The sequence below is a fragment of the Bifidobacterium aesculapii genome, assembly GCF_001417815.1.
Classification (GTDB): Bacteria; Actinomycetota; Actinomycetes; order Actinomycetales; family Bifidobacteriaceae; genus Bifidobacterium; species Bifidobacterium aesculapii.
Map to the genome: position 1 here is coordinate 1 of NZ_BCFK01000039.1, position 12,737 is coordinate 12,737.

The window sequence follows — 12,737 nt, forward strand, 5'->3', positions numbered from 1 at the left end:
CTCCACTCCGGCGTTCTTCGCCGCCTGCCAGTCGATCGTCCCCTGCCACGTGGACACGTCGATCACACCCTTCGCCTGCTGCGCGAACAGGTTGCCGTTCGACTCGAAGAACGCGGGAGTCCCGTTATACGAACCCCAATACGCGCCATACTCGTTGTTCTGCAACGCGGCGGGAGTCACACGGGCCGAGGTTGCTGCTGTGGTTGTAGCTGTGTTTGCGGCGCGGGTATAGCTGGACGGTGTGGCAGTGACGGCATCCGACTGCGCGGAATCGTCGGCGGAACCGGCACCCGCGTTCGTGTCGCCTTCGTCCGCGTTCGTGTCGCCCGCACCGGCCTCCGCGTCGCCGCCGTTCGCCGCGACCTTCTCCTTCACGTCCGCGGCGCTCACCGGAATGAACGACTCGCCATCCGTTTTCGCCAACGGATCCGGCTGCCTGCTCTCCGTACCCACGATCTTCGGATCGGTGACCGTCTCACCCGACTCGATGTCCTTCAACTCGCCATCACCGGTGATCGCATACTGCTCCGACACCACCGTCGCATCATCCGCGATCTTCGCAGACACTTTATCCGGCAACGCCGCATGCGGATTCTCCGGCATCGCGTCGGCCGACTCGAGCGCCGTATCGGAGGAATCAGCGGCAGGGCGCGTCTTGAACGCGGACGGCGCGGGCGCCGTCGTCGCTGCTGATGTCGGTTCTGTCGCCGTTGTCGTCGCAGCAGTGTGCGCGGGCGAGGCCGCCGCGTTCGTCGGCGCCACACACACCGCACCCAGCATCGCCACCGACGTGACCGACGCCGCAACCACGCTCAACGCTCCCGCCACGCGAACCTTCTTCCCAGCCATCAATTCTCCTCCCGCAACCCGGCACCCGCACAGATCGGCACAGCACCACCCGCGCAACAGGCAATTCGGCAATACCCTCTACTGTACCGGCCGCCCACGGCGACCCAACAAGCCATCTCTTCATCTTCTCAACCGCACAACACGGATGTTCGGCAGACGGGTAGACTATCCATAGCACATGGGCGTGGGCCGGACGGATACGGACCGGCTCTGAACCAATCACGAGGATGGGAAGATGACCTTCGAGACGAACGCGCAGGAAGCGGACCTCACGAACGCCGGAACCGCCGGCACCGGCGCCGGCGAGCGCGCCGACCGCCGCGACCGGCCGGTCGTGTACTTCGTACTCCCCTGCTACAACGAGGCGGAAGGGCTCGCGCACACGGCCGACGTGCTCGCCGCCAAAGTCGCGCATCTGACCGAAACCGGGCGCATCAGCGCGCAAAGCCGCATCCTGTTCGTCGACGACGGATCCAAAGACGCCACCTGGAGCATCATCCACAGTCTGCACGAACGCGACGCACGCCTGTTCGGCGGCGTGAAGCTCTCCCACAACCGCGGTCACCAGAACGCGCTCCTCGCCGGGCTCATGACCGCGCGCGCCCACGGCTGCGACGCCGCCATCTCCATGGACGCCGACCTGCAGGACGACGTCAACGCCGTCGACGGATTCATCGACGGATTCCGCAACGGCGACGAAATCGTCTACGGCGTGCGCTCCGCACGCAAGAAGGATACCTGGTTCAAACGCACCACCGCCGAAGCCTTCTACAAAGTGTTCGAATGGATGGGCGCAGAAACCGTGCCCGACCACGCCGACTACCGGCTCATGAGCCGCGAGGCGCTCGACGCGCTCAGCGAATACCACGAAGTCAACCTGTTCCTGCGCGGCATCGTGCCCACGCTCGGCTACCAGACCAGCAAGGTCTACTACGAGCGCGGCGAACGCGAGGCCGGCGAATCCAAATACCCGTTGAAGAAGATGATCGCCTTCGCCATCCAGGGCATCACCTCGTTCTCCACGAAACCGTTGAGCTTCGTCACCGGGGCCGGGCTCCTGTCCATCCTCGTGGCCGTCGGCATGTTCGTGTACGTGCTCGTCTCGCTCGGATTCGGCCACGCCATCGCCGGTTGGGGATCCATGATGATCTCCATCTGGCTCATCGGCGGGCTCATCATGCTCTCCCTCGGCATCGTCGGCGAATACGTCGGCAAAATCTACATGGAATCCAAACACCGCCCCCGCTACCGCATCGAAACCACGCTGTAGGGAGCGGCAGGAGGCGGGAGGCGTTACATCGCCATCCATGACCGGGCCCGCCAACTATGGGCACTCCACCCATGGACAGCACTGGACTGCATCATTGAATCGTCATAACTTCAACGGAGTCAATACTTGATCAGACGGCTCTTCGTATCCGATCGTTCCTTCCGTTCCGGCACGTTGAGTCCATCAACAAACCCGTCTTCGGCGAGCGCTTTGTATGCAACATCCGGAAATTCGCGTACAAGAGCCTCCAACTGACGAGTGCGATATTCCGCTCGCGAACTCTCCAGTTGTTCTTCCCAATCCGGTTCCGCATCGACGTGAAACTCATAGATGACCATCTGCAGTACATCCTCGATACCGGGACGGAACCTGTCGCCACCTACCGGAAAATGCAGAGTGGAAAACGTGGGGAAAGCACCTTTGTCAACATACTCCTTCCGACGGCTCTTGCCGCGCTTTCCCAAGCCACAGGCCAGCATGATGCGGGTTGCGGCATCATTAGAACCGAATATGTTGATATGTGCCCCCGGAATTTCGGACGTAGTTACTCGGTTGAAATCGTAGTGGAACAGTGGCACACGCTCAGGCTCAGCACTAATCATGATGACGGACTTATCAACCTGTAGCCATCCTCCATTCGTCTTGCAGGAACAGACGAAACCGAACGACAGGGAAGCCACAACCTCGCCGCCGGACCGAAGCATGATGCCACGGCTTTCATGCTGCGTAATCCTGTAGCCGGTTCTGCCGCCTCGCAACCTTTTATCGGTAGGTTCCGCCACATAACCGTCTTTGGCTTCGCCTAGAACCTGTTGCAGCAGCGTCTCAATGCGCTGCGCGAATTCCGTGGCTTGTTCACCCACGTCTGAAGCGATCACTCACTCTCCAACCATTCAAGCTCGTCAAGCGCCCAGAACTGATCCGCAGACAATGGATGCAACTGTTTGAGGTGCTCCAGCTGCTCACGCGTACCATACTTCTGTTCAAGGTCGGCACGTCGTTTCGCGATATCGGCCTTCGAAAGCGTTATCGGACTACCGATCTTATGCGCATTAGGCGCCACTACCACTGCACTCATTATGTTGTCCCTCACTATGTTTACGCTCCATTACTCACAGGGTAGCATGGCTTAGTTGCCGACTATAGCCTCGGGCCTCGTGGCCGTCGGCATGTTCGTGTACGTGCTCGTCTTCCTCGGATTCGGCCACGCCATCGCCGGCTGAGGATCCATGACGACCTCCATCCGGCTCATCGGCGGACTCATCATGCTCTCTCTTCCCCGCAGCCCCTCGGCATCGTCGGCGAATACGTCGGCAAAATCATCCACACATTTTCGTATACCCTCGTCCGCGCATCAGTCACGACCAATCACCGCCGCGTCATTATGCAATTGAACAATGCAGTATGACGGCTTCGCGGCATTCACGAAGTGGGGTTGATCGGGTGTCGTGGCTCCATACGGGCCACGGGTGCCGGCTCGGAGAGCGCTGACGCTCCACACGGGTGCGAATGCCAGCTCGGGCTCGTCGTGTAGAGCTCGTCGTGTGGAGCGCCGACGCCATACGAGGGTCGGATTTTGACGTGTGGAGCGCTGACGCTCCACACGAGGGACGGGTTTCGCGTGTGGAGCATCGTTGCTCCACACAAGACTCGCGAGGGATTCACCGAGGATTGTGTGGAGCATTATCGCTCCACACAACGCGCACGGAAGACGAGAAGCGAAAGTGTGGAGAGCGGACTCTCCACACAAGACGCATACGGGGATACTGGCGGAAGTGTGGAGTAATATCGCTCCACACAAGCCGCGAATACCAGCCCGGAATCGACGTGTGGAGCACAGACGCTCCACACGACATTGCTCGAGTGCTTGTGTGGAGCATCGCTGCTCCACACAAGCGGCTGCCCCGAATATGTAGTGCAGTGCCGCTCCACACAAGATGGTGAAGCATGCATTATAAAGCGGCACCGAGTGCCTATAACGGATCATCGACTCTGAAACCATGGCCACAGGGGACTGACGCGGCGCGGCCTCGCTGCTGTGCGGCACCACACCCGCACGCCCCCGTAGCCTGACCGGGCACCTACGACACGCAATCACTCCGCAGCCTGCCCACAGTCTCACCGCAGCATCACGCCGCGGGCAGCACGGCGTGCAGCGCGGTCATCACCACCAGAGAAATGATGGCGGTGACCGTCAAGGAGAAACCGGCGAGCTTCGCGTTGCCGGTCAACGAATCGGTGAACTTCGTGGAAAAAATCGTGATCGGCGCGAACGCACCCAACACGACGATCTCACGAATGCGCATATCGAACGGGAGCAAGAACCAGGCCGCGAGCGCGATCACCACGCCGAACACCGCACGCCATGCAATCACCTTCGCGAGCTCCACACGGTCCTTGCGGTTGTCCGGAATCTCCATCATCAAACCGATCATCGCCATTGCGCAGAACGCGTTCGCATTCGCGAACGGCGTGATCAACGTGACGATCGGCTGCGGAATCGTGACATGCAGAAACATGAACACCAACATCAGCATGTAGATGTCGAAACTGATCGAACCAAGGAAATCACGTGCGATATTGCGCAACCGCAGGCGCAACGGCAAAGTCTTGAAGTTCTCGTCCATCTTCAGCAGCGTGCGCGTGATCGTCAACGAACCCGCGGTGGCGACGGTGGCGTTGCCGATATCCAGCATGATCACAGGCAGACCGGCGGACGCACCCATGAACGTCTGCACCACCGGCAGGCAGAACGCGCCGAGATTGAGGCCGGAAGCGTTGAGCATCTGGAACGCCCGATAGTTGCGCTCGTCGCCGCGCGAGCCGAAGTACACGATGAACAGCGGGATCAGACAGGCGAAGAAGCCGAACAGCACGATCCACAGCATGCGCATGTCATGCTTGTTCGTCGCGAACGAGAGGATGATCGCGCATGGCAGCGTGAGATTGAACACGAGCCCCTGCGCCACCTTGTAGTCGCGTTCGCCGAACACGTGCAGATGCTTCAACACATACGGGACGATGATGGCGAGCAGCAGCGCGCCCGACTGGAACAGCATTCCTTCCCCTCCCCTCTTCCTCCGGGACGCCGAATCTCGCCAGACCCGACGCGCGGCGGCTCCCTCGACTTTCCGACCGCCTGACACTGTAGGCCGCGCGGCGTACGCGGGCAGGCGCACGGCCACATTGCGTCCAATTGTTCGGGCAGCTGGACGGCCGGGCGTTTGAACGGCGGGGCTGAACGGCCGGGTGGTTGAACAGCCGAGCGGCTGACCGGCGGTGTCATTGGTGGAGCCGCTCACGTTGCTGGAGTATCAGCGTGCACAACTGCAGGACGAACTCGCCCCAACGGCCGCCGTCGCGCATCGTCTCATTGCTGGCGGTCACGATCTCCCACGCCACGGCGGCGAGCGCAGATTGGCGGGCGAGATCGTCGCTCCACTGCTCCGCATGATGCCGGCCGGCGTATTCGATGCCGATCTGCAGATGAGGCAACGCCATATCAAGGAACATGGCGGCGCCGTCCTCATTGACGGCCACCTTGTAGTTGATCTCCAAGGATTCAAGGTCCGGCAGCGGCTCCTGTTCCAATTTCAGCCGCAAGCGCGTCTCCATCGAGGAATCGGTGTTCTCGCGCATGCGCTCCAACGCCCACAGGCACTTCGACCGCCCCTTGAACCGTGCGGGCAGCAATTCGAGCAACGTGCGAAAATCCTCGGGCGCGAAATGCGGCATGCTCTGGTTGCGGCGCATCATCGAATCCCCGAGCACGGTCAGCTCCTCGCGGTCAAGGAAGCGGGCCATCTGGGCCCAGACCAGCAGAGGATGGGTGACGTACACGCCTTCGACGATCATGCGGGGCGCATACTCGCGACGCACGTCGGGCGGCAGCGCGGCCAGCGAGGGGTTGGCAAGCACGTGGAAGGTGCTGCCGTTCCATCGATGCCGCTTCGCGGGGTGGTCGACCACGGCGTGAAGCGCATCCAATTTCATCGAGCGCTGCGAATCGCTCCCACGCGGCATGCGCGGCAGTTCCACGCATGAGAGGCGCAATGCCGAAATCAAGCCGCATTCGAAGTCGGCATGATGACTGTTCGCCAATGCGTTGGCTTTGGCGAGTTCTTCCAGTTGGTCTTTGGCCAATCGCCGCATTGCGATGCCGGGTGTTGTGGTAGTCATGGCGTTCAGCGTAGCGGCCCGCTGCGGTGATTGCGAGGTCGGGCCGGATTCATGGGGCGACCGTGGATAACTCGGTGGACAAGCAAAGATGTAGGGCTCGCAAGGCTTCAAGCTGGTAGGGGGCCGGTGGGCGCACGAAGGCGCGTGAAGACGCTCGGGAACTTAGGCAACGGGTTTCATGCCATGACGGATCCGGTTGAGCTTCACGCGTGCCGACCACTCGCTGTACGCGGCGTTTCAGGGCCGCCTCCGAAGAATAGGCCTCACGTGTACCGTCCGCTCATGGGGGCATACGCCAATGGCCGCTCGGACGATCTGGTTCAGGCTTGTTCGGCGGGGTAGCCCCATGCTGCGTGACCGACCCCACATGCACTGTGTATAACCTCACGTACGCTCGGCTACATGGCCCACGGGCGCTCGACCACGCAACTTCATACGTGCTCAGCCTCGCAACTTCATGCGCGTTAGCCGGGCTACCCCATACGTGTCGCGAACCTGCGCGGTTCAGGGCATGACTTGTGCGATTGGACGGCGAACCTGCGAGATCCGAGCGGCAACCTGTGCGATCCAAGCCCCAACCTGCGCACAGGGGTGCTGAAAGAAGCCCTCCGCAAGGCATTGGAGCATGTACGCCATATTCCGAAAACCCCGGAATGCCAAGGAAACCACCGACACACCCCCGCCCGGCGCAAGCCGGCCTTCACGACCCCCATGCGCAGGTTCGCCACCAGACCGCACAGGTTCAAGTCCCAATCGCACAGGTGCGGAGCCAAACCGCGCAGGTTCGAGACCCAATCGCGCAGGTTCATACCCAAACCGCGCAGGTTTCACCCCACCCATTAATACGTTCAATACCCCCTGTGCATCTCGCAAAGAATTGTCGCGCCAGAGCAAGCTCACATTCCACACACCCCCCTGTTTCCATAAATACACCCCCCAAACCCCCATCAGACGAAGATGCCGGCGAACGGCGAAGCGGCGGCACCGGCCATTTCACCCGCGAGCCCAACCCCGGCAAGCCCATACCATGCAAGCCCACACCTCCACCCATCGGAAGAATGAGGCCGCCGAACAGTAAGGCGGTGATACCGGTCCGCCTCGCAAACCCCACCATGGCGTAAACCCATACCCGTCACCCCCGCTGAAAAGCACCGAGAACAGCCACCCCTTGAAGCGTGCGGACTGACGAACGACCGCACAGAACCATCACGCCCGCCTACTATCATCGACCGGGAATGGCAGCGGGAGCCTCCCACCGCTGCGAATTGGCATCGGCTTGAAGGCACCAGCCCGAAATGAGGTACTCCATGCGACCCCACCCCCACAGCAACAGCACCACGGGAACGAGCAAGACCCCCGAGCCGAACAGCACCACGGGCAGCACGATAAGGAACGCCACGGCGAACACCACGAGCAGCACCACAGCCAACACCACGGGCAACGCCACAGCCAACACTGTGAGCAACACCACGGACAGCACCACAAGCAACACCGGAAGCAGTACCGTGAGCAACACCGCAAGCAACACTATGGGCAGCACCTCGGGCGGCACCGCGGCAACAAGCATCACCAAGCAGGATTCCGACGCCGCGCCCGGCACGGCTGCCACCCCGCACCGCTTCCACCTCCGCAAGCCCACCGCTTATGGGGTTCTTCGCGTGCTGTTCCCGCTGATCGGGCTCGCATGCGCGTTCGCCATCGTTCTGACGTGGTTCCCCAAACCCGTGTTCTCGACGCCCATCCAGAGCAGCGATGCGCCGGGGCACTACTATTTCATCAGCAAACTGATGCATGAGGGGCTCGGCGCCTCGTTCCACCTGTGGCCGAATGACACGTTCTACCCCCCGTTGTTCCATATCCTCGCCTATCTATGCTCCTCGCTGGTGGGGCTGCTCACCGGCACGCCGCTATCGATCTATGCGTCATTCAGCGTCACGTGGATCCTGGCGTCGGGTCTATTGTTCCCACTCGGCATGATGCTGCTGTGCTCGTATTTCCTCCGCAGCCCCTTCGCCCGCGCCATCCGCCGCAGAGCCCTCGCCGGCAACCGTTCCGGCGACTCCCCCGAAACCGGCTCGCACAACTCACATAACTCCAGCTCCCGGAACTCCCGAAACACTCTCGACACCGGCTCCCGCAATACCCCCAACCCCTCCAACGCCCGCAACACCCCCGTTGACCCCTCGTTAAACACCCCCTACTCACCCCATCGCAGCACCGTTTCCAAGACCCTGACGCCCTCGCATACCCCCCACCCCCCTTCAGGACTCCCCCACGCCCCCCACGAATCCCAATCAACGACGACGCAAGACCCTTCACTGCCAGAGCCCTCACCCCACCCCACCCCCGACGAGCCCGCATCGGCGCTGCCGTGGGTGCGCACCGCACTGCTGACGCTCGCGCCAATCCTCGCCGTATCCTCCGTCTGCCACCCCTACACGATGCTCGACGCCGGCCCGCTCGTCTCCTACGGGTTCGCCATGTCGCTCCTGCCGTATCTGCTGACCGCTTCGCTGCACCTGTTGGACGCCATCAACGCGATGTTGCTGCGCCGTTCCACCACGCACGGCGACACCCCCCATGACGCCCCCCATAACACCCCCTTCAATACCCCCCCTACTAAACAACTCACCCCCCAAGCCAACCACTGCGGCAACAGCGCTCCCAGCCCCCACGGCGACACAACCACCACCGCCAACCCCGGCAGTCCAACCGCCACCAACCCCAGCAATCCCAACGCCACCACTAGCCCCAACGCCAACCTCGCCAACCCCAACAGACCCAACGCTCCAAGCCCCACCAACCCTTCCGCCAACCCCTCCAGCCACCCCTCCCCCTCCTCGCCACATATCCTTCCTCCGCATACCCCCTCACCGCATACCCCCCTGCAAGACACCCCCCACCCCCTACGCGCAGTACTCGCATGGGTCGCCGTCACCGCAGCGTGCGGCGCGGTCATGCTGCTCGCCCACCCCCGCGCCCTGTTCACGTATGCGATGCTGATGCTGCCGTTCATCATCCTCCGCCTGCCGTGGCGGTTCGTCGCCGCGGCGTTCGGCGCGATCATGGCTGGCGGCGCCGCGTTCGTCGTGTTCATGTTCGCCACGTTCAAGTCCGAGCGATACGCGGACCCCGCCTCCTGGTTCCATTCGCACATGCCGTCGAAGACCCTCGCCGACGCCATCCTGTACGGTCTGTCCAACGGTTTGGACGGCGCGGCCGGCATCCTGTTCGCGTTGCTGCTGCTGGCGTCTGCGGCGGCGGGAATCCGTTTCGCGTCGGCGGGACTCGCACGGCGCAACATCATTGCGCTGGTCGTCGCGTTCGCACTCGTCGTCATCGTGTACGTGTCGACGGTGACGCTCACCGGCGCGCTGCCGAACATGCTGTCCGCGCCGTGGTACCGCGACGAAAACCGTATCGTCGCGATGCTGCCGCTCACCGCGGTGCCGCTCGTCGTCGCCGGCGTGGGTGCCACGCTGATGGCGATGCTCGGGAGGCGGTCCGGCAACATGCGCCCGGCTCCCGTCGTCGGCAGCGGCGACAGCGACGCGTCCGGCCGCGACGTTTCGCCCGAAACCGGGCGCGTCGCGCGCGTTTCGGCGACCGGCACGGCCGCGACGGGCGCGGCAGACGTCAATGCGGACGGACGGCGTCACGCCGACGCCGCGGTGCGCGTGGCGAGCGCGGCGACGGTCGTGCTGCTGCTCGCCGCGACGGCCGCCGCGCAGGTAACGCCGCGTTCGCGCGCGGCGACGGCGGCGCGCATCGCGGCGAACACGTCGTTGACGGCGGGCGTCGATCCGGTCGAACAGTTGACGGAGGCGAAGGTCGCGGTGCTGGGGCGCGTGGTCGCGCGCACCGGCACGGCGGCGACGATCGTGTCCGATCCGATGAACGGGTCCATGTACGCGACGTCGATGTTCGGCGCGACGATGCTGTATCCGATCATGAACGCGCAAAGTACGGGCGACGCGTGGCGGCTCGGCGCGACGGAGGAGGCGTTCGCGTCGGGTGATGGCGCGCGGCTGTTGGAGACGGTGTGCCCGATCGGCGCGGACCTGCCGGAGTATTTCCTTGCGATGGGCGATCAGGCGACGAGCCTGCAGTCGTTCCCGTACAAGGCGCAGTATGATGCGTTCCACAACGCGGATCTGATCGGCGCGTACGAGCGCGGCGGTGTGCTCGTGAAGGTCGCCGATTATGGGTCGTACGGCGAGGGATGGGCGCTATACCGGTTCGGCTGCGGCGACTGACGCCGGTCGCAGTGGTGGCGCGGCGCGCGTGGAGGGCGCCGCGTGTGGTGACGCCCGCCGTGTGGTGACTCGCCACGTGTGGTGACGCCCACCCGTCGCCGCCCGCCGTTCCCATGGTGCGGTAAACAACCCATAGTGCGGTGTGCGAAAACCGCATGATTCCAACGTTATGAAGGAATTGTGTTACCGCACCATGGGAAGGGGTGCCATGGGAAGGTGGGGCCACGGGAAGGCGGGCGCCTCGGGAAGGGAAGCGCCAGGAGGCTGGCGCCAGGATGGTGGAAGTGGGTCAGTCGTCGAGCGGGGCGGGCATGGGGCGCCACGCGTTGTCGTGCAGGAGCTTGCGGGAATCCCACCAGCCCTTCGCGATCTGAACGACGCCCGTCTTGAGGTGTTCGCGATCGACCATGACGAGGCGGATGAGCTCCTTCGCGGCGGTGGCGATCGTGCCGAGGCCGAAGAGGAACGGACGGTAGTCGCCGTACACCATGAAGTAGCGGGCCATGTAGCCGCGGTTGCGCATGATGTGGTAACGGTTCATGTCGGACGTGGAGTTGAGCTGGCGCAGGCCGGCGATGTCCCAATTGCCGATTTCGCGCGTGCGGCGCAGCACGACGTCCGGGACGACGATCGGCGTGGTGACCTTGCTCGCGCGGTAGCCGTAGATCGTGTCGTCCCAGTAGATGAAGAAACGCGGATCCGGCAGGCCGATCTCCTTGACGACGCGACGGTTGAACAGGCCACCCTCGAAGCACAGCGTGTTCATCGTGCGGTAGCCGGCGCGGCCGAACGCGGCCGGGGCGATCGGATTCGGGATACCGAGGCCGATGCGGAAATCGTACTGCCAGTAGAACGGGCCGCCATCGTAGTCGAAGCGGCTGCCCTGGATGACCTCGTGGCGGCGGGTCCACGGGGCGAGCTTGGCGATGCCGTCGGGCAGGACGGCGACGTCGTCGTCCATCACCCAGAACCATGCGGCGCCGAGCTCGTACGCCTTCTTCACGCCGGCGGAGAAGCCGCCCGCGCCGCCGAGATTCTCGGTCTGCGGCGCGTAGACGACGCGCGACTGGTTGCCGGATTTGTCGGCGATGGTCTTGCCCCATTGTGCGGTGACTTTGGATTCGAAATCCTCGACCATGGACGCGGTTTCGTCGGAATGCTCGTTGTCGACGACGACGACGCGCCACGGCGCCTGTTCGAGCGCGAGAATCGACTCGAACAGGGTGGCGAGCAGGTTCTGGCGCTTATAGGTGGTGATGACCATTGCGAGCTTGTCGATGGTCGTGGAGGATTGGGCGCTGGTGGTGGGGGCATTGGGGGTGCCGGAGGCGGTGGAGGCGGTGGGCTTGAGGGCGATTGCGGGGTTGGCGGTATTGGACTTGGGGGTCTTGGATGCCTTGAGGGTCTTGGATGCCGCGGAAGCCTTGGAAGCCGCGGGCTTGGCGGCTGCGACGGCGCCCGTTTCGGAATCTGCGTGGTTCTGGTTCTGCACTTCGGTCATGGGGCTCATTCTCTCACTACCCGCCGAACGCGGTGAACGCCCAGGGTCTAGATAGAAGCGCAACACCCGCTCTGTGGTTGGAAGTGTTCAGATTCTAACTGGAGAAGGCGTTGCGCTCATGAGGAAAGTGCATTCCCGCCTGTCGGCCGCCGAACGCGGCGCGGCGTAGGAAGGGCGCGGCGTAGGAAACGCGGATAGTTACGTAACCATCCGGCAATTGACGAATATCCACGGCACATAACATGGCACCCGTAAGCTGAATACGGGGAGGCTCCATGACGCACCGTGCCCGGCATGCGGCCGTGTTTCGCAGGAAGGGGATTGCGGAGCACGGCATGGGATTGCGCGGAGACGGCACCACGCGGTGTCGAGGCGAAACGGCGACGCGACGTGCGGCGGAAGAGTCCCCCAAAAACAGCGCGACACGCCCACGCCACGCCGATGAGGTACATATCCCGAATCCATGCTATGCTCTCTCAATTGTGTGCTGAGCTTGCTTGTTCAGGAGTTCAGGGAAGCACATGGAGGATTCGCCTAGTGGTCTATGGCGCACGCTTGGAAAGCGTGTTGGTGTAACAGCCTCACGAGTTCGAATCTCGTATCCTCCGCCATCGCCCTTTTCCCGCCCAAAGGAAAAGGGCTTTTTCATTGCCAAAACGGCGGTATTTGGGGGTTATAGGAA

Annotated in this window: 7 protein-coding genes, 1 tRNA gene and 1 pseudogene; 3 read left to right on the forward strand and 6 right to left on the reverse strand. The window is 63.0% G+C overall.

Features of this window, described 5'->3' with window-relative positions:
- A pseudogene (locus BFAL_RS06100) lies at positions 1-849 on the reverse strand (glycoside hydrolase family 25 protein); the annotation flags it as partial.
- A gap of 235 nt (positions 850-1,084) precedes the next feature.
- Between BFAL_RS06100 and BFAL_RS06105 the strand changes: the two are divergent.
- Positions 1,085-2,119, forward strand: a complete 1,035-nt coding sequence (locus BFAL_RS06105; RefSeq protein ID WP_082440422.1) for a glycosyltransferase family 2 protein — start codon at positions 1,085-1,087, stop codon at positions 2,117-2,119.
- A 119-nt stretch (positions 2,120-2,238) separates the two neighbouring features.
- Here BFAL_RS06105 and BFAL_RS06110 read toward each other — a convergent pair whose 3' ends face one another.
- From BFAL_RS06110 to BFAL_RS06135, 4 genes are all read right to left on the reverse strand, one after another.
- Positions 2,239-2,997, reverse strand: coding sequence for a hypothetical protein (locus BFAL_RS06110; RefSeq protein WP_055427540.1), 759 nt, complete (start codon positions 2,995-2,997; stop codon positions 2,239-2,241).
- Between the two features lie 1,251 nt (positions 2,998-4,248).
- Positions 4,249-5,178, reverse strand: a complete 930-nt coding sequence (locus tag BFAL_RS06125; protein WP_055427543.1) for an AEC family transporter — start codon at positions 5,176-5,178, stop codon at positions 4,249-4,251.
- A 223-nt stretch (positions 5,179-5,401) separates the two neighbouring features.
- Positions 5,402-6,262 carry a putative endonuclease domain-containing protein gene (locus BFAL_RS06130; RefSeq protein WP_055427544.1) on the reverse strand — a complete coding sequence of 287 codons (861 nt, stop codon included), beginning with the start codon at positions 6,260-6,262 and terminating at the stop codon, positions 5,402-5,404.
- A 1,258-nt stretch (positions 6,263-7,520) separates the two neighbouring features.
- Entirely contained in the window at positions 7,521-7,871 is a 351-nt protein-coding gene (locus BFAL_RS06135) for a hypothetical protein (protein ID WP_152973571.1), read from the reverse strand.
- Between BFAL_RS06135 and BFAL_RS11240 the strand changes: the two genes are divergently transcribed.
- Positions 7,828-10,554, forward strand: a complete 2,727-nt coding sequence (locus BFAL_RS11240) for a DUF6541 family protein (protein ID WP_160319046.1) — start codon at positions 7,828-7,830, stop codon at positions 10,552-10,554. The genes BFAL_RS06135 and BFAL_RS11240 overlap by 44 nt on opposite strands.
- Before the next feature lie 289 nt (positions 10,555-10,843).
- Here the strand turns inward: BFAL_RS11240 and BFAL_RS06155 are convergent, their stop codons facing one another.
- The gene (locus tag BFAL_RS06155; RefSeq protein WP_055427550.1) at positions 10,844-11,818 is read right to left on the reverse strand and encodes a glycosyltransferase family 2 protein; all 975 of its coding nucleotides are present in this window, start codon (positions 11,816-11,818) and stop codon (positions 10,844-10,846) included.
- A gap of 760 nt (positions 11,819-12,578) precedes the next feature.
- Between BFAL_RS06155 and BFAL_RS06160 the strand changes: the two genes are divergently transcribed.
- A tRNA-Ser gene (locus BFAL_RS06160) sits at positions 12,579-12,666 on the forward strand.
- The last annotated feature ends 71 nt before the right edge of the window (positions 12,667-12,737 follow it).

Bases quoted from the DNA above. Each gene is read 5' to 3' on its own strand.
- BFAL_RS06125 (WP_055427543.1), bottom strand. From the start codon at position 5,178: ATGCTGTTCCAGTCGGGCGCGCTGCTGCTCGCCATCATCGTCCCGTAT.
- BFAL_RS11240 (WP_160319046.1), top strand. From the start codon at position 7,828: ATGGGCAGCACCTCGGGCGGCACCGCGGCAACAAGCATCACCAAGCAG.
- BFAL_RS06155 (WP_055427550.1), bottom strand. From the start codon at position 11,818: ATGGTCATCACCACCTATAAGCGCCAGAACCTGCTCGCCACCCTGTTC.
- BFAL_RS06105 (WP_082440422.1), top strand. From the start codon at position 1,085: ATGACCTTCGAGACGAACGCGCAGGAAGCGGACCTCACGAACGCCGGA.